16 protein-coding genes and 1 pseudogene are annotated in these 20,050 nt (G+C 62.3%); 13 read left to right on the top strand and 4 right to left on the bottom strand.

Translation table 11 applies throughout. The features are described 5' to 3' along the window. Window positions 1-205 precede the first annotated feature (205 nt). The 7 genes from HU760_RS20475 to HU760_RS20445 all read left to right on the top strand — a co-directional run bounded on the left by HU760_RS20475 (window position 206) and on the right by HU760_RS20445 (window position 10,465). A complete protein-coding gene (locus HU760_RS20475; protein ID WP_186673680.1) occupies window positions 206-2,092 on the top strand; it encodes a DUF1302 domain-containing protein in 1,887 nt (628 codons plus the stop codon). A gap of 25 nt (window positions 2,093-2,117) precedes the next feature. Then, window positions 2,118-3,482: a DUF1329 domain-containing protein gene (locus HU760_RS20470; protein ID WP_186673678.1), complete on the top strand. Its 1,365-nt coding sequence runs from the start codon at window positions 2,118-2,120 to the stop codon at window positions 3,480-3,482. A 272-nt stretch (window positions 3,483-3,754) separates the two neighbouring features. Then, window positions 3,755-6,466: a winged helix-turn-helix domain-containing protein gene (locus tag HU760_RS20465; protein WP_186673676.1), complete on the top strand. Its 2,712-nt coding sequence runs from the start codon at window positions 3,755-3,757 to the stop codon at window positions 6,464-6,466. A gap of 158 nt (window positions 6,467-6,624) precedes the next feature. Then, entirely contained in the window at window positions 6,625-8,232 is a 1,608-nt protein-coding gene (locus HU760_RS20460) for a response regulator (protein ID WP_186673674.1), read from the top strand. Beyond that, the gene (locus tag HU760_RS20455) at window positions 8,229-8,921 is read left to right on the top strand and encodes a sensor histidine kinase (RefSeq protein ID WP_186673660.1); all 693 of its coding nucleotides are present in this window, start codon (window positions 8,229-8,231) and stop codon (window positions 8,919-8,921) included. Before HU760_RS20460 ends, HU760_RS20455 begins: the two co-directional genes overlap by 4 nt. Before the next feature lie 71 nt (window positions 8,922-8,992). After that, a complete protein-coding gene (locus tag HU760_RS20450) occupies window positions 8,993-9,637 on the top strand; it encodes an MBL fold metallo-hydrolase (RefSeq protein ID WP_186673658.1) in 645 nt (214 codons plus the stop codon). A gap of 108 nt (window positions 9,638-9,745) precedes the next feature. After that, on the top strand, window positions 9,746-10,465 hold the full coding sequence (locus HU760_RS20445) for a YiaD family glycine zipper/OmpA-like lipoprotein (protein ID WP_170028287.1): 720 nt from the start codon (window positions 9,746-9,748) through the stop codon (window positions 10,463-10,465). Window positions 10,466-10,501: 36 nt separating this feature from the next. Here HU760_RS20445 and pta read toward each other — a convergent pair whose 3' ends face one another. Together pta and HU760_RS20435 are read right to left on the bottom strand one after the other, a co-directional pair. After that, on the bottom strand, window positions 10,502-12,589 hold the full coding sequence (gene pta / locus HU760_RS20440) for a phosphate acetyltransferase (RefSeq protein ID WP_186673656.1): 2,088 nt from the start codon (window positions 12,587-12,589) through the stop codon (window positions 10,502-10,504). A 31-nt stretch (window positions 12,590-12,620) separates the two neighbouring features. Further along, window positions 12,621-12,923, bottom strand: a complete 303-nt coding sequence (locus tag HU760_RS20435) for a DUF3565 domain-containing protein (RefSeq protein ID WP_186674047.1) — start codon at window positions 12,921-12,923, stop codon at window positions 12,621-12,623. Here HU760_RS20435 and HU760_RS20430 point away from each other — a divergent pair. Then, a complete protein-coding gene (locus HU760_RS20430) occupies window positions 12,922-13,407 on the top strand; it encodes an FKBP-type peptidyl-prolyl cis-trans isomerase (protein ID WP_170028289.1) in 486 nt (161 codons plus the stop codon). The two genes, HU760_RS20435 and HU760_RS20430, sit on opposite strands and share 2 nt — an antisense overlap. Window positions 13,408-13,550: 143 nt before the next feature. After that, a complete protein-coding gene (locus tag HU760_RS20425) occupies window positions 13,551-14,033 on the top strand; it encodes a glutathione peroxidase (protein ID WP_170028290.1) in 483 nt (160 codons plus the stop codon). 28 nt (window positions 14,034-14,061) lie between these two features. On the opposite strand, the gene HU760_RS20420 is transcribed toward HU760_RS20425, so the two are convergent. Beyond that, window positions 14,062-15,279, bottom strand: a complete 1,218-nt coding sequence (locus tag HU760_RS20420) for a glycosyltransferase family 4 protein (protein WP_186673648.1) — start codon at window positions 15,277-15,279, stop codon at window positions 14,062-14,064. Window positions 15,280-15,436: 157 nt separating this feature from the next. Here HU760_RS20420 and HU760_RS24780 point away from each other — a divergent pair. The 4 genes and pseudogenes from HU760_RS24780 to HU760_RS20405 form a co-directional block, all read left to right on the top strand. Further along, window positions 15,437-16,183, top strand: a pseudogene (locus HU760_RS24780) (PAS domain S-box protein); the annotation flags it as partial. A gap of 159 nt (window positions 16,184-16,342) precedes the next feature. Further along, complete coding sequence (locus HU760_RS24775; RefSeq protein ID WP_437179863.1) at window positions 16,343-16,774, top strand: methyl-accepting chemotaxis protein; 432 nt, start codon at window positions 16,343-16,345, stop codon at window positions 16,772-16,774. 222 nt (window positions 16,775-16,996) lie between these two features. Then, window positions 16,997-18,346: a DUF6861 domain-containing protein gene (locus HU760_RS20410; RefSeq protein WP_186673644.1), complete on the top strand. Its 1,350-nt coding sequence runs from the start codon at window positions 16,997-16,999 to the stop codon at window positions 18,344-18,346. Window positions 18,347-18,361: 15 nt separating this feature from the next. After that, window positions 18,362-18,979, top strand: a complete 618-nt coding sequence (locus HU760_RS20405) for a GAD-like domain-containing protein (RefSeq protein WP_186673643.1) — start codon at window positions 18,362-18,364, stop codon at window positions 18,977-18,979. Window positions 18,980-19,024: 45 nt separating this feature from the next. Here HU760_RS20405 and cysZ read toward each other — a convergent pair whose 3' ends face one another. Beyond that, window positions 19,025-19,753 carry a sulfate transporter CysZ gene (cysZ, locus tag HU760_RS20400; protein ID WP_170028293.1) on the bottom strand — a complete coding sequence of 243 codons (729 nt, stop codon included), beginning with the start codon at window positions 19,751-19,753 and terminating at the stop codon, window positions 19,025-19,027. Window positions 19,754-20,050: the final 297 nt, after the last annotated feature.

Here is a 20,050-nt window from a genome sequence, read left to right as displayed (position 1 = left end):
GGCAGCACGGAGCGCAAATCACACTTTAGAGGGATCAAGCGCCTGTGCCTTGCTGGCTATAGTCGGGGCCAGGGGATTTTCAGGAATGGGGGTAGGCGACATGTGCAAGCCGTGTCGTCGCGGGCGCAAGCCTGCAATCCGGTTGCTCGGGCCGTTCTTGAAAGGACTCACTGCCATAACAAAAAAAGTACATGGAGTAGCGTCGATGAAATCTGCAAACCCGTTCTGGCGCCGGGCCAAGTTGCCCTTGGCCGTCAGCCTTGCTTCCACGCTCGCAAGTCCTGCTTTCGCTGTCAGTTTCAACATTGGTGAAATCGAAGGCCAGTTCGACTCGTCGCTCTCCATCGGCGCCAGCTGGTCGACGGCCAACCCCAACAAGAACCTGATCGGGGTGAACAACGGCGGCAAGGGCCTGTCGCAGACATCGGATGATGGCCACCTGAACTTCAAGAAGGGCGAAACCTTCTCCAAGATCTTCAAAGGCATCCATGACCTGGAGCTCAAGTACGGCGATACCGGTGTGTTCGTGCGGGGCAAGTACTGGTACGACTTCGAACTCAAGGACGAAGGCCGCGAGTTCAAGGACATCAGCGACTCCAACCGCAAGGAAGGCGCCAAGTCGTCCGGCGCGGAGCTGCTCGATGCCTTCGTCTACCACAACTATTCCATTGGCGATCAGCCGGGCTCGGTACGCCTGGGCAAGCAGGTGGTCAGCTGGGGTGAAAGTACCTTCATCGGTGGCGGCATCAACTCGATCAACCCGATCGACGTGTCGGCGTTCCGCCGTCCGGGGGCCGAGATCAAGGAAGGCCTGATTCCGGTCAACATGTTCTACATTTCGCAAAGCCTGACCGACAACCTGTCGGCAGAGGCCTTCTACCAGATCGAATGGGACCAGACGGTTGTCGACAACTGCGGCACCTTCTTCTCGCAGCCGGACATCATTGCCGACGGCTGTACGGACAACCTGCGTGTGCTCAACAGCAGCCGTACGGTGCCGGGCGCGGCGCAGCAGTTCCTGGCCAGCCGGGGCGTGAACATCAACGAAGAGGGGGTGATGGTGCGCCGTGGCGCTGACCGCGATGCGCGTGACAGCGGCCAGTTCGGCGTAGCGATGCGCTACATGTTCGAGCCGCTGGACACCGAATTCGGCGCCTATTTCATGAACTACCACAGCCGTGCGCCAATCTTCAGCGCCACAGGTGCACCGCCTTCCGTGTTTGGCGGGTTGAGCGCCCTGCCTGCACAACTGCGTGCGCTGGCACCGCTGATCGTGGCCGGCAATTCCGAGTACTTCGTCGAGTATCCCGAAGATATTCGCCTTTATGGCTTGAGCTTCTCCACCACTTTGCCCACCGGGACCGCCTGGAGCGGCGAACTCAGCTACCGCCCCAACGCACCCGTGCAGCTCAATACCACGGATATCCTGTTCGCCGGGGTCCGTCCGATTGGCGGCGCCTTGAGCAATGCTTCGTTGCTGAGCGGTACGCCAGGGCAGGACCTGCACGGCTATCGCCGCAAGGAAATCACGCAGTTCCAGACCACCCTGACGCACTTCTTCGACCAGGTGATGGGCGCCAGCCGCATGACGGTGGTCGGTGAGGTGGGTATCACTCATGTCGGCGGCCTGGAGAGCGCACACGATACCCGATACGGTCGTGACCCTGTATTCGGCCCCGGCCCGCTGCCATCCACCGGCGGTGCCAATACTTGCCAGGCGCTCAATGCCAGCACCATCGCGGGCGCAGGCGCTGGAGCCTCTACCGCCAACCTGTCTCGCAACTGCGAGAACGATGGCTTTACCACCAGTACTTCCTGGGGTTACCGCGCTCGGGTCATCTGGGACTACAACGACGTTTTCGCCGGGGTCAACCTGAAACCCAGCGTGGCCTGGTCGCATGACGTTTCCGGCTACTCGCCAGGCCCTGGCGCCAACTTCGAGGAAGGCCGCAAGGCGGTCAGCCTGGGCCTCGACGCCGAGTACCAGAACACCTACACGGCAAGCCTGTCGTACACCAACTTCTTCGATGGCGAGTACACCACCGTGGATGACCGTGACTTCGTCGCGCTCAGCTTCGGCGTGAACTTCTAAGCATACAGATCCAGGACGACACGACATGAACAAGACCAGAAGTCTGCTGAAGGCCGGTGTACTGGGCCTGTCCCTGCTGGCGACCAGCGTCATGGCTGCGGTATCCGCCGACGAGGCGGCCAAGCTGGGCAGCACCCTGACCCCGATGGGCGCCGAAAAGGCCGGCAACGCCGACGGTTCGATCGGCCCATGGGAGCCGTTGTCGAAGAGCGCCGGCAGCGCCGACGGCAGGGGCTTCCTGTCCGACCCGTACGGCAGCGAAAAGCCGCTGTTCACCATCACCGCGCAGAATGCCGACCAGTACAAGGACAAGCTCTCGCCGGGCCAGCTGGCCATGCTCAAGCGCTACCCGGACACCTTCAAGATTCCGGTATACAAGACCCATCGCGGTTCCACGGTACCGGCTGACGTGTTCGCCGCCATCAAGGAAAACGCCACCAAGACCACTTTGGTCGAAGGCGGCAACGGCTTGAACAACTTCCGCACCGCTGTGCCGTTCCCGATTCCGAAAAGCGGCCTGGAAGTGATCTGGAACCATATCACCCGCTACCGCGGTGGCAGCGTCAGCCGCCTGGTGACCCAGGCCACCCCACAGCAGAATGGCTCGTTCAACCCGGTGTACTTCTCCGACCAGTTCGTCTTCCGCGAAAGGATGAAGGACTACGACCCGAACAACCCGGGCAACATCCTGTTCTACTTCAAGCAGGAAGTGACTGCGCCTGCACGCCTGGCAGGGACCGTGCTGCTGGTGCACGAAACCCTCGACCAGGTGAAGGAACCGCGCAAGGCGTGGATCTACAACGCTGGCCAGCGCCGCGTGCGTCAGGCGCCGCAGGTGTCGTATGACGGCCCGGGTACCGCCGCCGATGGCCTGCGTACCTCGGACAACCTGGACATGTTCAACGGCGCGCCAGACCGCTATGACTGGAAGCTCGAAGGCAAGAAGGAGCTGTACATCGCTTCCAACGCCTTCAAGCTCGACGACCCCAAGCTCAAGTACACCGACATCATCAAGGCCGGGCACATCAACCAGGACCTGGCGCGTTACGAGCTGCGTCGCGTGTGGCATGTGGTCGCCACCTTGAAGCCGGGCCAGCGGCACATCTATGCCAAGCGTGACTTCTACATCGACGAAGACACCTGGCAGGCAGCGGTAATCGACCAGTATGACGGCCGTGGCCAGCTGTGGCGGGTGTCCGAGGCCCATGCCCAGCCGTACTACAACGTGGAGGTACCGTGGTACACCCTGGAGGCTATCTACGACCTGCAGTCGGGCCGTTACCTGGCCCTGGGCATGAAGAACGAAGAGAAACGCGCCTACGACTTTGGCTTCAGTGCCAGCAAGGCGGACTTCCAGCCAGCGGCATTGCGCCAGTCGGGTATTCGCTAGGTTGTGTAGTTCCACGCCCCGGCTTGCCGGGGCGTTTTTATTTGCCTGATCCGGCCTCTTTACAGGTAAGCCCGCCAAGAGGCCGGATCAGCCGATAAACCTGCTGAATACCTCACCAAACCCCCGCCCCAGCCCCTGTCCTTCAGCGTTGTTGCTTTTTGTCGTAGTCTTTTCCGGCCCAACTGCGCCCATTATCTTCAAATGCGCAGCATTACCCGCTAGTCTCGCAAACATCCATATCGCCGTAGTCTTCCAACCAGAACGAGCCGGCCATGACAGATCTGTCCCGTATGCATGGATTCACCAGCCAGGCCCTTGGCCTGCTGGGCGGGCGTTTCTTCCGGCCGCCCTTGCCGGACGGCCATGTACCGCGCCTGCGTCTGTGCGAGCGGCTGCAGGCCGGCCTCGGCGGGCGGCTGTTGCTGGTCAACGCCCCTGCGGGGTTCGGCAAAAGTTCGCTGGCCATCGAATTTTGCGAGGCGCTACCCGAACACTGGCGCAGCCTGTGGCTGGGCCTGAGCCAGCGCGATGCCGACCCTGGCCGTTTCCTCGAACGCCTGCTCGAAGGCTTGCAGCAGTATTGCCCGGCGCTGGGCGGCCAGGCCATGGGCCTGCTGAAGATGCGCCAGCGCCACCAGCCATTCGCCTTCGAGGAATGGCTCGATGGCCTGCTCGACGAGCTGGCGCTGTATCTGCAAACCGACACGCCGCTGTTGCTGGTGCTGGATGACTACCACCTGGCCCAAGGGCCGGTGCTCGACCGTTGCCTGCAGTTCTTCCTCAATCACCTGCCGCCCGGCCTGGTGCTGCTGGTCACCAGCCGCCAGCGCCCGGACTGGCACCTGGCGCGTCTGCGCCTGTCGCGGCAACTGGTCGAGCTCAATGAGCAGGACCTGCGCCTGACCGCTGAAGAGTCCTTGGCAGTGATCGGCCGTCAGCCCACCGGCCTGCGTGGCCAGGCCCTGGACAACCTGATCCAGCGCAGCGACGGCTGGGTGGCCGGGTTGCGCTTCTGGCAGTTGGCGGCCAGCGAGTCGTCTGACGAGCAGGCCCTGCCCCAGGCATTGCATGGCGGCGAAGGCCTGATCCGCGACTACCTGCTGGAAGAAGTCATCGACAGGCTACCCGTCGACGTGCAGGCCTTCCTGTACGACACGGCCTGCCAGGAGCGCTTCTGTGCCCCGCTGTGCGATGCCGTGCGTGGCCGCCACGACAGTGCCGCGATCCTGCAGTTCCTGCAGGCACACCAGGTGTTCCTGGTGCCGCTGGACGAACATGGCAACTGGTTTCGCTATCACCACTTGTTCTCCGACCTGTTGCGCAGCCGCCAGGCCAGCCAGCCGCTGGCAGCGCTGCAATTGCGCGCCAGCCGCTGGTTCGAAAGCCAGGGCCTGCTGGATGAAGCGGTGGAGCAAGCCCTGCGTGCCGGCCACCTGGATGTCGCCGCCAACCTGGTGCAGAGCCTGTCCGAGGAGCAGTTACTGGCCGAACAGAACGTCGGCATGTTGCTGCGCTGGAAGATGGACCTGCCCGACAGCCTGTTGATCAGCACGCCGCGGCTGATCGTACTGTACAGCTGGGCGTTGGGCCTGGCCTGCCAACTGGACGCGGCCGAGGAACTGGCAGGCTACCTCAGCCGCTTCCTGCCGGCGCCTTCGGCAACCGCGCAAAGGTCCATGCTGGCGCAGTGGCTGGCGCTCAGTGGTGTGATCGCCCGTGGCCGAGGCGACCGCGAGCGCACCCTGGCCTATTGCGCTGAAGCGCTGCAAAGCCTGCCGAGCAAGCGCTATGGGCAGCGCCTGGTGTGCCTGTCGACATTGTCCAACCTGGCGATTGCCGATGGCGATTTCTGGCGCGCCCGTGGCTGGAACCGCGAGGCCCTGGAACTGGCGCAGCGCGTCGGCAACCCCTTGTTCGAGGCCCTGGCCCATTATGACCGCGCACGGGTGCTGCACGCCCGTGGCGAGGTGCTGCGGGCACTGGACGAAGTGCGCCAGGGGCTGCAACGCCTGCAAGGGCTCTCGGCGCAGCGCCTGTATGCCGTGCGCGCGCGCCTGACCCTGTACGAGGGCTACCTGCTGGTCTCACGCCTGCAACCGGCTCAGGGCCGTGCACGCTTGCGTGCAGGACTGGGCGAGGCACGGGCGTGCCGTGATATCAGCGTGCTCATCGGCCACTGCGTGATCGCGACACTGGATGGCCGCGAAGGGCACTTTGCCGAGGCCTTTGCCGAACTGGCCGAGGCCGAGCGGCTGATGCACATCTGGGACGTTCCGCCGGTCTACTACCTGGCCATGATCACCCTGGTCAAGTGCGAGTTGTGGCTGGCCCAGGGGCGCTTGGACCTGGCCGAGTCCTGGTTGCTGCGCCTGGGCCAGACCTACGGCGGCGAACAACCGGCGGCGGCACCGGAATTCCACCCGTTGCTGCCACTGCACATCGCCTTGCAGCAGGCGTTGCTGGAACGCACCCAGTCGCGTGGCGACGACGCCGAGCAACGCCTGGCCAGCCTGGTCGAGCGCGGCCAGGCCAGTGGCGGCATGCTGCTGGCCGTCAACGCCCTGTGCCAATGGCTTGCCTTGTTGTTGGGCGCAGGTCGGGAAGGGCAGGCCGCCCAATTGTTGCCCAGGCTGTTGGAAGCCGCCCGTGGCGGCGTGCTGCAACCGTTTCAGCCGTTGCTGGAGCAGCACCCGCAGTGGCTTCACGAACACTTGCAGGCACGCGCCGCTTGCCCGGTGCAGGCCGAGCTGCTCAAGCGCCTGCCACAGATGCCCTGCACCGGTAGCGGCGAAGCGCTGAGCGGCCGTGAGTTGGCGGTACTCGAACTGATTGCCCAAGGCTGTTCCAACCAGCAGATCAGCGAGCGGTTGTTCATTTCCCTGCACACGGTGAAAACCCACGCCAGTCATATCAACAGCAAGCTGGGGGTAGAGCGGCGTACCCAGGCGGTGGCCAAGGCCAAAACCCTGGGGCTGCTGGCCTGAAACTGGCTGCGCAGGGCATTGCCCGCTAGCATCATGACCGCGGTCAGGCTCGCTGGCCGCCAATGCTCTACCCTCATCTTTTCCGACCAGCTGCCGATACAGCTATCGCTGGCATCGCTTCGCGCGATTTTTCAATTATTCCAAGGCAGGTCGTGTTGATGCTGCAGTACGGGCAAAAGAGCTTTCTGATCGTCGACGACTTTACCGACTTTCGCACGTCGACCCGGTCCATGCTGCGCGAGCTGGGTGTGCGTGATGTGGACACTGCCGACAGCGGCGAGCAGGCGTTGCGCATGTGCGCGCAGAAGCGCTATGACGTGATCCTGCAGGATTTTCACCTGGGCGATGGCAAGAAGAACGGCCAGCAGGTGCTCGAAGACCTGATCCTCGACAAGCACATCAGCCATGAGTGCATATTCATCATGGTCACGGCCGAGAGCAGCCAGGCCATTGTCCTCAGCGCCATCGAGCACGAGCCCGATGCCTACCTGACCAAGCCGTTCAACCGGGTTGGCCTGGCCCAGCGCGTCGAGAAGCTGTACCAGCGCAAGAACCTGCTGAAGCCGATCCTGCAGGCGCTGGACCGCGACCGCCCGGCCGAAGTGCTGGCTGCCTGCGCCGAACTGTGCAAGCGTGACCCGCGCCTGGCGCCGCTGTGCCTGCGTTATCGGGCCGATGCCTTGCGCAATCTCAATCGCTTCGAGGAACTGGAGAAATTTCTCAAGGCCATCCTCGCCAGCCGCCCGCAGCCGTGGGTGTACGCGGCACTGGGCAGCCTGATGCACAAGCGTGGCCAGGACGCCCAGGCGCAGGGGGTGTACGAGCAGGCGCTCAAGGCCTTCCCGATCATGCCGAGCCTGTACGATGGCATGGCCGAGGTGCTGGTAGCCCAGGGCGAAACCAGGCGTGCCCAGAGCATGCTGGAAGAAGCCGTGCGGCTATCGCCGTTGTCGGTGCGCCGGCAGTCGACGCTGGGCAAGCTGGCATTGGAAAACGAAGACTTCGAAAGCGCGTCGAAGGCGTTTCGCCATGCGGTGAACCAGGGCCAGAGCTCGCGCTACAAGGACCCCGAGAACAACCTCGGCCTGGTGCAGTCGCTGATGAGCAAGAATTCCGGCTTTGGCCTGGATGCGCGCACCCGGGTCGAGATCAATGCCACGCTCAGCGAGGTGGCCAAGGACAACCCCGAGGACCAGGGGCTGCAAGTGCGCGCGCGCATGATGAAGGCCGCCAGCCTGCAGCAGGCCGGCGACCCTGAAACGGCGGCCAAACTGACCGAGCAGGCTCTCCAGCGGCTGGACAAGATGAATCAGTTCTTCTCGGTCGATTCGGCCCTGACTGTCGCCGCACAGTTGCAGGCCATGGGCCAGGAAGCCGCCGCCATCGGCGTGCTGAAGGGCTGTGTGGAAAGCTATGGTGATGACCCCAAGGTCATGGAGAAGGTGGGCAAGCTGACCAGCGACCCGAGCGTGCTCAGCGCCATTACCGAAGCCGTCAGCCTCAATCGCCAAGGCGTGCGCAGTTACCAGGGGGGGCAACTCGGCGAGGCGTTGCAGCTGTTCCGCAAGGCGTTGGGCTTGCAGCCGAAAAACATCAGTATCGCCTTGAACACCGCCCAGGCGCTGCTGCGCATCGGCGGTGAAAACCCCCAGCCCGCGATCATGCAGGAATGCCGCGACGCCCTGACCAGCGTGGCCGGCATTCCCGCCAGCGACAACCGTTACGACCGTTACCGCAAATTGCACATTCGGGTGTTCGGCGCATGAATCAAGACAGCAAAGGGCTGGATTTCTCCACGGTGATCGCCTCCACCGTGCACGACCTGAAGAATTCCCTGTCGGCACTGATCCAGTCCCACAACCAGTGGATGGAGCGCTTGCCCGAGGAACTGCGCGGTGGTACCGAGCAGGGGGTGATGGAGCATGAGTTTCGCCACCTCAATGGCATGCTGGTGCAGCTGTTGGGGCTGTACAAACTGGATGTCAATCAGCTGCCGGTGTGCCCGGACTACCACGAGCTGGACGACTTCATCGAAGCCCAGCTGGCCGCACACGAGGAAGTGCTCAGGCACAAGGACATCCTCGCCACCTGGCGCGTCGACACCGACAACCCACTGGGCTTCTTCGACCGCGAACTGGTGGCTTCGGTGGTCGCCAACGTCATCACCAACGCCACCCGCTTCGCCGCTCATGCCTTGCTGATCACCATCGAGGAAGCCGACAACCAGCTGGCCATCTGCGTCAACGATGACGGGCCAGGTTATCCACAGCGCATGCTCGAACGCCAGGAGGAATTCATCCAGGGCATCGACTCGAGCACCGGCAGTACCGGCCTCGGCCTTTACTTTGCCGCACGCATCGCGGCGCTACATGAAAGCGGCGGGGTGCGTGGGCGCATCGAGATCGCCAATGGCGGGGCGCTCGGCGGGGGGCTGTTCAAACTGTTTTTGCCTTGAAACTGGCTGGGTTTGCATTTCGGACTGGCACGCGTGCAAACTCTTCCGATCTACCAGCTTCCGTATTTCCCATGCAGAATTCATCGTCAGCGCTTATCCGCGAAACCTTCCCCGTAGGGCCTCTGCAATGTAATTGCACCCTGATTGGCGACCCGCTGAGTAGAAAGGCCATCGTCGTCGACCCGGGCGGCGACCCGGAGAAAATCCTGGCCCGCCTGCAGGCCCATGGCCTGACGCTGGTGAGCATCATCCACACCCACGCGCACTTCGATCACTTCCTGGCCTCTGGCAAGCTCAAGGCGTTGACCGGTGCCACCCTGCACCTGCACAAGGGCGATCAGGCGCTGTGGGACAACCTGGAAATGCAGTGCCAGATGTTCGGCGTGCCATATACCCCGGTACCGGCGCCAGACCGCTGGCTGAATGACGACGAAGAGCTGGCCTGCGGCTGCGGCGTGGCTCTGCATACGCCAGGCCACACGCCGGGCTCGATGAGTTTCTGGTTTGCCGATGCCAAGCTGCTGATCGCCGGTGACACCCTGTTCCGTCGCGGCATTGGCCGCACCGATTTGTGGGGCGGCGACCAGCGGGCTATCGTGCGTTCGATCAAGGAGCGGCTGTACCGGCTGGATGAAGAGGCCGTCGTGGTGACCGGCCATGGGCCTGATACCCGGCTGGGCGACGAGATGCGCGAAAACCCCTTCGTGCGGGCCTGATGGCACATGAAGGCACTTTCACGGAATTTTTCGTTGCCTATGCAATCCAAGGCTGGCATAGATCCGTTTGCGATCTCTCGCATTCATGAATTCAGTAGGAGCTTGTCCATGTTCACCATGCGTCGTCTGATTATCGTCGCAACCGCCGCTGCCCTGATGACCGGCTGTGCCGGCCAGAACCCGTATGACAGCCAAGGTCAGGCGCAGGGTTCCACAGGGATGAGCAAGACCGCCAAGTACGGTGGCCTGGGCGCGCTGGCCGGCGCTATTGCCGGTGCCGCCATCGACCACAACAACCGCGGCAAGGGTGCGCTGATCGGCGCTGCTGCCGTGGGTGCCGCCGCCGCCGGTTACGGCTACTACGCCGACAAGCAGGAAGCCGAGCTGCGTGCGCAAATGGCCAACACCGGTGTGGAAGTGCAGCGCCAGGGTGACCAGATCAAGCTGATCATGCCGGGCAACATCACGTTCGCCACCGACTCGGCCAACATCGCGCCAAGCTTCTATTCGCCGCTGAACAACCTGGCCAACTCGTTCAAGCAGTTCAACCAGAACACCATCGAGGTGGTCGGCTTCACCGACAGCACCGGCAGCCGTCAGCACAACATGGACCTGTCCCAGCGTCGCGCGCAGGCAGTCAGCACCTACCTGACTTCGCAGGGCGTGGACGCCTCGCGTATTTCGGTACGTGGCATGGGCCCGGACCAGCCTATCGCCAGCAACGCCGATGCCAATGGCCGTGCGCAGAACCGTCGGGTGGAAGTGAACCTGAAGCCGATTCCGGGCCAGCAGTATGACCAGCAAGGCCAGGTTCAGCAGTATCCCTGATCGACCCTTGGGGCCGCCGCAAGGCGGCCCCAGCTTTTAGCGCGCCACGCTGGCCTGAATCGCCGTCAGGGCGATGGTATGCACGATATCGTCTACCTGGGCCCCACGCGGCAAGTCGTTCACCGGCTTGCGCAGCCCCTGCAGCATGGGCCCCAGGCTGACCCCGTCGGTACTGCGCTGCACTGCCTTGTGCGTGGTGTTACCGGTATTCAGGTCGGGGAACACGAACACCGTGGCACGCCCGGCCACCGGGCTGTCCGGCGCCAGCTCACGCGCAATCGCCGGGTTGGCTGCGGCGTCATATTGCAACGGCCCATCGATCAGCAGCTCCTGTGCCGCCCCCTGCGCCAGGCGGGTCGCTTCGCGCACTTTTTCGACTTCTTCATCGCTGGCCGAATCGCTTGAATAACTGATCATCGCCACGCGCGGTGCGATGCCGAAGGCCTGCGCCGATTCGGCACTCTGGCGGGCGATTTCGGCCAGTTCGGCAGCGCTCGGGTGCGGGTTCATCACGCAGTCGCCGTACACCAGCACCTGCTCGGGGAACAGCATGAAGAACACCGACGACACCAGGCTCGAGCCCGGTGCAGTCTTGATCAGCTGCAGGGCCGGGCGGATGGTGTTGGCGGTCGAGTGCACCAGGCCCGATACCAGGCCATCCACTTCATCCAGCGCCAGCATCATGGTACCGATCACTACCGGGTCTTCCAGTTGCTGCTCGGCCATTGGCGCGTTGAGGTTCTTGCTCTTGCGCAGCTCGACCATCGGCTCCACGTAGCGCCCGCGAATCAGTTCCGGGTCAAGAACTTCCAGGCCCGGTGGCAGGGTGATGCCCTGCGCGCGGGCCACCGCGTCGACCTCCTCGGGCTTGGCCAGCAGCACGCAGCGGGCGATGCCACGGGCCTGGCAGATGGCCGCAGCCTGTACCAACAGTGGCTCGGCGCCTTCCGGCAGGACGATGCGCTTGTTGGCCTGCTGCGCCCGCTGGATCAGCTGGTAGCGGAATACTGCCGGCGACAGGCGCAGTTCGCGCGGAGTTCCGCAACGCTGGTGCAACCAGGCGGCGTCGAGGTGGCTGGCGACGAAGTCGGTGATGAATTCGGCGCGCTCGCGGTCGTCCACCGGGATTTCACGGTTCAGCGAGTTGAGCTGGTTGGCGGTGTCGTACGAGCCGGTACTGACCGACAGAATCGGCAGGCCGGCCTGCAGGGCGCCACGGCACAAACCGAGGATGCGCGCGTCAGGCTTGCTGTCGCTGGTCAGCAGCAGGCCTGCCAGCGGTACGCCGTTGATCGCCGCGAGGCTGACGGCGAGGATGATGTCGTCGCGGTCGCCCGGGGTGACCACCAGCGTGCCCGAGGTCAGCAGCGGCACCGTGTTGGCCACGGTACGTGCGCAGATGATGATCCTGCTCATGCGTCGCTGCTCGTAGTCGCCGGCGTTGAGCACCTGGGCACCGAGCAGCTCGGCCACGTCGCGGGTGCGCGGGGCGTTCAGTTCCGGTTGGTAGGGGATGCAGCCGAGCAGGCGGAAGTCGTCGCCGCGCAGCAGCGGCGAGTGCTCGCGCAGGCGGGTAGAGAATTCCGCCATGCTCTCGTCGGTGCGCACCTTGTTGAGGATCACCCCGAGCACTTTCGGGTCCCGCGGACCACCGAACAGCTGCGCCTGCAGTTCGACCCGGCCAGACAGCTCGCTGAGCACTTCGTTTTCCGGTGCCGATACCAGGATCACCTCGGCATCCAGGCTCTTGGCCAGGTGCAGGTTGACCCGTGCCGCATAGCTGGCGTGGCGGGTAGGCACCATGCCCTCGACCACCACTACGTCGTTGCCGATGCAGGCTTGCTGGTACAGGCGGATGATTTCTTCGAGCAGTTCGTCCAGCTGGCCTTCGCCGAGCATCCGTTCGACGTGGGCCAGGCTCAGCGGTACCGGGGGCTTGATGCCGTGGGTGCGGGCGACCAGTTCGGTGGAGCGCTCGGGGCCAGTGTCACCCGGGTGCGGCTGGGCGATCGGCTTGAAGAAGCCAACCTTCAGGCCGGCGCGCTCCAGGGTGCGCACCAGGCCCAGGCTGATGGAGGTCAGGCCGACACCGAAGTCGGTCGGCGCAATGAAAAATGTCTGCATGCGTGCTTCTCGAAATAAGCGGTGCAAGAAATTAGCGGCCAAGGGTAGCGCTATCGGCCCCCTGTGCGCACCAGCCGCAAGCGAAAGGCTGGCCGATGTGCTGCGCGCGCCGAGCCGGGTCCAGCACCCACGGGCGAGCCTGCCACGGCGGCTGGTGGCGCAGATGCTGGGTATGGCCGCAGGACAGTTCGGCCACCCAATGGCCTTCTTCGTCCTGGTGAAAGCCGATGATCCGACTGATGGGCCGCTGCTCATCCGCAGCGCGGTCGCAATCGGACGATGGCTTGGTTACACTTGTGCGCTCTACATTCTTTTGCAAAAGGTCTTGCCCCATGCTGATCGCCGCCAACAAGGCTGTCTCCATCGACTATACCCTGACCAACGACGCCGGGGAGACCATCGACAGCTCCGCCGGTGGCGCGCCGCTGGTTTACCTGCACGGTGCCGGCAACATCATCCCGGGCCTGGAAAAAGCCCTGGAAGGCAAGCAGGCCGGTGACGAACTGAACGTTTCCGTCGAGCCGGAAGACGCCTACGGTGAATACCTGGCCGAGCTGGTCAGCACCCTGAACCGCAGCCTGTTCGAAGGCGTCGACGAGCTGGAAGTGGGCATGCAGTTCCACGCTTCGGCGCCGGATGGCCAGATGCAGATCGTCACCATCCGCGACATCGACGGCGATGACATCACTGTGGATGGCAACCACCCGCTGGCCGGCCAGCGCCTGACCTTCCAGGTCAAGGTAGTCAACGTGCGTGACGCCAGCGACGAAGAAATCGCTCACCGTCACATCCACGGTGAAGGTGGCCATCACCACTGATTTTCTGCGCTAAGCTCAGAAAGTCGCCAGGCGCTCGGGCAAGCCGACTTGCCTTCCTTTGGGAGGTGGACGGCTTGGACGGGCGCCTTTTTAATGGGTGGAATTCGCCTGCGCGGCAACCGGCAACCTGAGAGGGATTCATCATGAGTGCATTTCACGACCTGAAACTGGACGCGCTGAACGGCGGGGAGCTGCCTCTCGCCCCCTTCAAGGGCCAAGTGGTGCTGGTGGTCAACGTAGCTTCCAAGTGCGGCCTGACACCGCAATACAAGGCTTTGGAAAATCTCTATCAGGACTACAAGGACAAGGGTTTCAATGTGCTTGGCCTGCCGTGCAACCAGTTTGCCGGCCAGGAGCCGGGCAGTGAAAAGGAAATCCAGGAGTTCTGCAGCCTCAATTACGGGGTGAGCTTCCCGCTGGGAGCAAAGCTTGAGGTCAACGGGCCACATCGCCATTCGCTGTATCGCCTGCTGGCGGGCGAGGGCGCCGAATTCCCCGGCGACATCACCTGGAACTTCGAGAAGTTCCTGGTTGGCAAGGACGGGCGGGTGCTGGCGCGCTTCTCGCCGCGCACGGCGCCGGATGATCCTGCGGTGGTGCAAGCCATCGAAAAGGCGCTCGCCTGAACCGGGGCCGCTTTACGGCCTCGGCGGTTCAGCCCCGAGGTGCCGTTGAGCCTGGCTTGGCCCTGAGCGTGGCTGCTTGAGCTTGCTCAGCTGCCGCGCTGGTTTGTCGGCAGGCGCTGTACAGATAGCCTTCGAACTGCTCGACAATCGCTGGCCAGCCCTGGCGGCTGGCATGCTGCCGTGCATTCAGGCGCACCCGGCGCAAGGTTTCCGTTTCTTCCAGCAGCCAGCAGGCTGCATCGACAAATGCTGTCTGGTCCCCCGGCATGGCTAGTGCACCGCTGTGGCCATGGCGAATATGCTGCGCTGCGGCCGCCTCGTCATAGGCGACCACCGCCAACCCCGAAGCCATGGCTTCGAGCACCACGTTGCCAAAGGTCTCGGTCAGGCTTGGGAACAGGAACAGGTCACCGCTGGCATAGTGCTCGGCCAGCACTTCGCCGCGCTGGGCGCCGCAGAACACGGCATCGGGTAGCTGCTGCCCGAGGGTGCTGCGCTGCGGGCCATCACCTACCACGATCAGGCGCAGGTGCTTGTGTGGATAAGCCTTGTGCAAAGCATCGAGGCATGGGCGCAGTAAGCTCAGGTTCTTTTCCACCGCCAGCCTGCCGACGTGCAGCACGGCGATATCGTCCGGGCCAAGCCCCCAACTGTCGCGCAATGCCTGGCTGCGGCGTGCCGGGTTGAACAGGCAGGCATCGACCCCCCTTGCCAGCAGTTCCAGGCGTTCGAAACCACGGCGTTCAAGTTCCAGGCGCTGGCTGAGGCTGGGAACCAGGGTGGTGGTCGTGCACCGATGGAACCAGCGCAGGTAATGGGTGAGCACGCGCGTCAGCAGGCCCAGCCCGTACTGGCCGGAATACTGCGGGAAATTGGTGTGAAAGCCGCTGACCACCGCCACTCCAAGGCGTCGCGCGGCGCGCAGTGCGCTGAGCCCCAGCGGCCCTTCGGTGGCGATGTACAACACATCCGGGCGTTGCCGACGCCAGCGGCGCAACAGCTTGTGCATCGACACCTCGCCCCACTGCAAACCGGGGTAGCCAGGCAATGGCCAGCCACGGCATAGCATCAGGGCCGGGTCGTTGTGCAGCGGCCCTTCACCGGCCTGGCGCGGGCGCACCACCTCTACCGTGTGGCCGCGTTGGCACAAGCCTTCGCTGAGGCGGCCAAGGGTGTTGGCCACGCCATTGATTTCGGGTGGGAAGGTTTCGCTGACCAGCGTAATACGTAGGGCAGGTGTATTCATGACAAAAAGTTTCCGCCTGCTGAGTTGCGCCAATGTGACAGCTATGTGGCAGATGGATGACGCCTGATCGCTGACGCTTTTCGTTGTATGAATTTTTCCTTGCGAGGCACTCAAGAAGGTATGAGCGGCAGCCGATGCAGATGCATTCGACGACCTGATGCGCTCCAGGAGAGCGGTGATGTTCAACAACAAGCTCAAGCAAGAAATCCGGCAACTGCGTGAAGACCTGATGTCCATCGAACAGGTCAAGAGCAGCCTCGACAGTGAAATGTTGGTACTGCAACTGGACCCTCAGGGGCGGATCGAGATGGTCAACGGCAACTTCGAGAGCGAGATGCTCTACCGTGCCGAACAACTGCTTGGTCGCAACATCGAGGAAATCGTCCCGGCGCAGGTGAAGTCGCTGGACTTCTACCAGCGCATGAAAGGGGCGATCAGCCGCGGTGAACACCTCAATGGTGCCTTCCGCCTGCTGCGCGGCAATGGTCAGGAAGCCTGGCTGCGGTCGATCCTGCAGCCGGTAAAGGACAGCCAGGGACGCATCAAGTATTTCACTCTGCATTCCAGCGACCTGACCCGAACCATCGAGACCTCTCGCGAGCACGAGAGCCTGATCAAGGCGTTGATGCGTTCCACCGCCGTGATCGAATTCGACCTCGACGGCAACATCCTAACCGCCAACGATCGATTCCTGACCACCGTCGGTTACCGCCTGGAACAGATCCGGGGCAAGCATCACCGCATTTTCTGCGAGCCGGAGGAGGCAAACTCGGCCGGCTATCAGGCGTTCTGGGACAAGCTGCGCCGTGGCGAGTACGTTGCCGAGCGCTTCAAGCGTATCGATGCCCACGGCCGGGTGGTCTGGCTGGAAGCTTCGTACAACCCGATCTTCGATGCCCATGACGTGCTGTACAAGGTGGTGAAGTTCGCCACCGTCATCACCGACCAGGTCAACCAGGAACATGCGGTGGCCGAGGCGGCGGACGTGGCGTTCAATACCTCGCTGGGCACCGATGCCAGCGCCCGCAAGGCCACCGATGTGGTGACCCAGAGCGTCAGCGTGATGCGTGGGCTGGAGGCCTCGATGCAAGAGGCGGCCGAGGGCATCCAGGCGCTGGACACCCAGTCGCGGGTGATCGGCTCGATCATCAAGACCATCAGCGACATTGCCGGGCAGACCAACCTGCTGGCGCTGAACGCGGCCATCGAAGCGGCCCGCGCCGGCGAGCAGGGGCGTGGGTTTGCCGTGGTTGCCGATGAAGTGCGCCAACTGGCCTCGCGCACCAGCACCGCCACCGAGGAAATTGCCCGGGTGGTGCAGCAGAACGAGCAGCTGGCCCAGGCGGCAGTGGCGATCATCGACACCAGCAAGCGCCAGGCCGAGCAGGGGCTGGCGCTGGCGGACGAGACCGGGAGCGTGATTGTCGAGATCCAGGACGGGGCGAAGCGGGTGGTGGATGTGGTGGGGCAGTTTTCCAGCCGGTTGAGTCTTTGATATGGCCTGGGGTTTGTAGCGCCTATGAAATCGAGCTCCGTCCAGGTGGGGCTCGATCTCAGGAACGACAAAGAACTGCCCTGTGCATGATGCCGGCTGAACAGCTCAACTTTGCTGAACCTGCTGTAAACACAGTCGCATTTTCCTACAACTGACTCAGAAACCTCCGATCCGAATCCATGATGGGATTTCCCCCTGCACACGTTGTCAGGGAGACACCTCATGTACCTGGATTACCTCGTGCCCTCCTGGCACGAGATCGAGTCACGTGTCATCGCCATGGTGGGCTACCAAAGCGGTGGCCAGTTCCGCACCAGCCTCAATGAAGAGGTCGCCTCGCTAGGCCTCAACCTGCGCCGGATCGAAGCTGTCCGCACCGCCTTCTACCACGCCGAATGGCAGGCGGCGCACACGCTGCGCCAGCGCTTCGCCGATCTCGACATCAACAGCATCGTCGACGAACTGCTGATGGTCGTGCGGCAGATGGCGATGATTGTCGCAGGCAGCACCATTACCGGTGGCCTGCTTGGCGCGGGGGTTGGCGCATTCGCCAGCGGCGCCGGAACCATTCCGTTCGCCGGCGCGGGCGCGGCCATGGGCCTCAAGGTCAGTGGCTGGATCCTCGGCGCGCTGGGGATGGCCTCCATCGCCGAGTTCTTCATCGAGGGCTTGCCGCGTATCGGCGAGTACTACGTCGATGGCATTCGCTTCGCCTGGGAAGGCACCTGCGCCAGTGAAGGCACGGGCCCGCTCTGCCGGGACGATCCCTATGCGATATCCCGGGCCACGCATCAGATTGCCCAAGGCCACGTGGAAGTCGTGCTGCTGTTGTTGGGGGCGATCGTGTCGTACCTCACCCGCGGCCGCGGCGATGCCCGGGTGCTAGCCCAGGAGATGGCGGCCAGCCGCAAAGGTGCGCGGCTGGGGCAATGGATGCTCAAGCATGAAGAAGGGTTGAAGAAACGGCCGGACCTGCAGGTGCCGGAGCGGCGCAAGGGGGCAGCGAATGAGCCGCAACCGGTGCAGCCGAATCGGCCAGCGGGAAAAGACAAGGAGCCCTCGACGGGGAAGCCCGGTAGCATGCCGTTGCATACGGTGGCGTGTTTCAAGGCAGACAAATTGCCAGTATCCAAGCATGGCGAGTTTGAACGGCAGTTGAAGGGACAGCAGGATGGGCTAAACCGGCTGACGGTTGAAGAGTTTCTTGAAAACCTTACTCATCCAGTCAGGCGGGATCCGAACATTGCCAGGAAAGCAAGGAAGAAACTGTATGATAAATTGAAAGTTAGAATTCAGAAAGATTTGATGAAAAGTATGAGCCCTATCGAAGCTAAAAAGCTTTCAGTAAAGCAAGCAAAGGAAACCATGTCGTCGCTTGCGGCATTGCATAATCCAGATTTGAGCGCGGGTGGTAGGGACGCTATTTCTGACTTCGGCGACAGACAAGTCAACTCTACTATAGGTCCGCAGTGGAAAAATAGAGTGGGAGGATTAAAGCAAGCTGCTGAAGAGCTATCCAGATCGGGTGGTGCATCAAGCCTTTTGAATGTCAGGTTGCATAAATGCCAATAGTTAGAGATTTTTAATATGGATGAATTCTTTTCAATTTTTATAAAGGAAATGGGTAATCCTGTATTCCGCCAAGAGGTTCCGCCTTCGAGCATACAGCGTTATAGTGGAAAATTGCCGGAAAAATTATTGGAATATTGGGCTGAGCACGGATGGTGTGGATACGGCGACGGGATATTCTGGACTGTCAATCCACAGGATTACGAGGGGGTGGTCGCTTCATTCATTGAAGGTACTGCATTAGAGGGGCGTGATACGTATCATCTAGTCGCTCGCGGTGCCTTTGGTGATCTCTATCTATGGGGTGAAAATTCCGGGTTTTCATTGGACATCATAGCCTACGCGTCACGTTATTCTGGCAATGACCATGAATTAGCGACAGCTGATATCGATAGGGAAGTGCAAGGTTTTTTCCTGGGCATGGAGAAGGAATCCAATGATTTCGGCGACCTATTCGAGCCAGCAAAGAGAAAATTAGGCATGCTAAAGCACGATGAAATGTATGGTTTTGTTCCGGCCTTGGCGTTCGGTGGGCCAAGTGAGCTTGCTAACATCGAAAAGGTTAAGGCAGTGGAACATTTGATATTGCTTTCTCAGATTTCTACTCTAGAACCCTACAGCTTCTCTGACTTCTAGAAACGCAATCTGCGAAAAGGGGCCGCCCTGCAGCCCCTCGCTCCCTCAGTTACGCTCCCGCACCCAGAACAACGTAGCCCCGGCCACCGCCGCCGGCATCATCAGCACGTTCACCAGCGGGATCATCAACGCCAGGTAGGTAATGCCGCCAAAGCCCAGGCTCTGCCAGCGTTTCTGGCGCAGCCAGGCCAGCATGTCCTGCCAGCTCATCTTGTTGTTGTCCGCCGGGTAGTCGATGTACTGGATGGCCATCATCCAGACCCCGAAGATCAGCCACAGCGGCGCCGCCACCACGTTGACCACCGGTACCAGCGACAGGATGAACAGGCCGATGGCCCGCGGCAGGAAGTAGCCCAGCTTGCGCATTTCGCGGCTGAAGGTACGTGGCACCATGGCCACCAGCTCGGCCCAGCTGAAGGCCGGGAAGGTGTCTTCGCCACGCAGCACCACCTCGACCTTTTCCGCCAGGAAGCCATTGAACGGTGCGGCAATGATGTTGGCCACCAGGGTGAAGGTGAAGAACACCATCAGCACCACCAGGGCGACGAACAGCGGCCAGAGGATGTAGGTGAGGAAGCTCAGCCAGCTCGGCAGGGTGGGCATCAGGGCATCCACCCACAGGCTGAACTGGTGGCCGGCGAAGTAGATCAGGCCACCGAACAGCAGCAGGTTGACCGCCAGCGGCAGCAGCACGAACAACCGCAGGTTGGGGCTCAGCACCAGTTTCAGGCCTTCGCGCAGGTACTGGGGGCCAGACAGGACAGGGGCTTGCATCGGGAGACTCCGCAGAGAAGGTAAACGCGCTGACCTTACCGAGTTTGCCGCGCCGACGAAAGGCGGGCAGCGGCAGGGAAACGGGGTGTAACAAAAGCGCCAGTCCATGGCTATCCGAACAAATCGATGGATAGGCGATGCCTATGAGGTGGATTGTCTAAGGATATTTCCTTAATCTTTGCCACCTCGCTACAGTGCGTTCAACTTTGCGCTTTTCGGGCCTGCGCGTTGTAGCCTTCCCCAAGTGCTGCGTGGGTCCCTTTTAAATTCCAGCTGGCGCAGCCGGTGCCCATGATG

The sequence above is a fragment of the Pseudomonas oryzicola genome (assembly GCF_014269185.2).
GTDB lineage: Bacteria > Pseudomonadota > Gammaproteobacteria > Pseudomonadales > Pseudomonadaceae > Aquipseudomonas > Aquipseudomonas oryzicola.
Note: the sequence above shows the minus strand (reverse complement) of the source record. Positions and strands in the feature narration are given on the sequence as shown.

What these genes read in the sequence shown, in the direction of transcription:
- HU760_RS20475 (WP_186673680.1), top strand. Translation starts at nt 206, where the DNA reads ATGAAATCTGCAAACCCGTTCTGGCGCCGGGCCAAGTTGCCCTTGGCC.
- HU760_RS20470 (WP_186673678.1), top strand. Translation starts at nt 2,118, where the DNA reads ATGAACAAGACCAGAAGTCTGCTGAAGGCCGGTGTACTGGGCCTGTCC.
- HU760_RS20465 (WP_186673676.1), top strand. Translation starts at nt 3,755, where the DNA reads ATGACAGATCTGTCCCGTATGCATGGATTCACCAGCCAGGCCCTTGGC.
- HU760_RS20460 (WP_186673674.1), top strand. Translation starts at nt 6,625, where the DNA reads ATGCTGCAGTACGGGCAAAAGAGCTTTCTGATCGTCGACGACTTTACC.
- HU760_RS20455 (WP_186673660.1), top strand. Translation starts at nt 8,229, where the DNA reads ATGAATCAAGACAGCAAAGGGCTGGATTTCTCCACGGTGATCGCCTCC.
- HU760_RS20450 (WP_186673658.1), top strand. Translation starts at nt 8,993, where the DNA reads ATGCAGAATTCATCGTCAGCGCTTATCCGCGAAACCTTCCCCGTAGGG.
- HU760_RS20445 (WP_170028287.1), top strand. Translation starts at nt 9,746, where the DNA reads ATGTTCACCATGCGTCGTCTGATTATCGTCGCAACCGCCGCTGCCCTG.
- pta (WP_186673656.1), bottom strand. Translation starts at nt 12,589, where the DNA reads ATGCAGACATTTTTCATTGCGCCGACCGACTTCGGTGTCGGCCTGACC.
- HU760_RS20430 (WP_170028289.1), top strand. Translation starts at nt 12,922, where the DNA reads ATGCTGATCGCCGCCAACAAGGCTGTCTCCATCGACTATACCCTGACC.
- HU760_RS20435 (WP_186674047.1), bottom strand. Translation starts at nt 12,923, where the DNA reads ATGGGGCAAGACCTTTTGCAAAAGAATGTAGAGCGCACAAGTGTAACC.
- HU760_RS20425 (WP_170028290.1), top strand. Translation starts at nt 13,551, where the DNA reads ATGAGTGCATTTCACGACCTGAAACTGGACGCGCTGAACGGCGGGGAG.
- HU760_RS20420 (WP_186673648.1), bottom strand. Translation starts at nt 15,279, where the DNA reads ATGAATACACCTGCCCTACGTATTACGCTGGTCAGCGAAACCTTCCCA.
- HU760_RS24775 (WP_437179863.1), top strand. Translation starts at nt 16,343, where the DNA reads ATGCGTGGGCTGGAGGCCTCGATGCAAGAGGCGGCCGAGGGCATCCAG.
- HU760_RS20410 (WP_186673644.1), top strand. Translation starts at nt 16,997, where the DNA reads ATGTACCTGGATTACCTCGTGCCCTCCTGGCACGAGATCGAGTCACGT.
- HU760_RS20405 (WP_186673643.1), top strand. Translation starts at nt 18,362, where the DNA reads ATGGATGAATTCTTTTCAATTTTTATAAAGGAAATGGGTAATCCTGTA.
- cysZ (WP_170028293.1), bottom strand. Translation starts at nt 19,753, where the DNA reads ATGCAAGCCCCTGTCCTGTCTGGCCCCCAGTACCTGCGCGAAGGCCTG.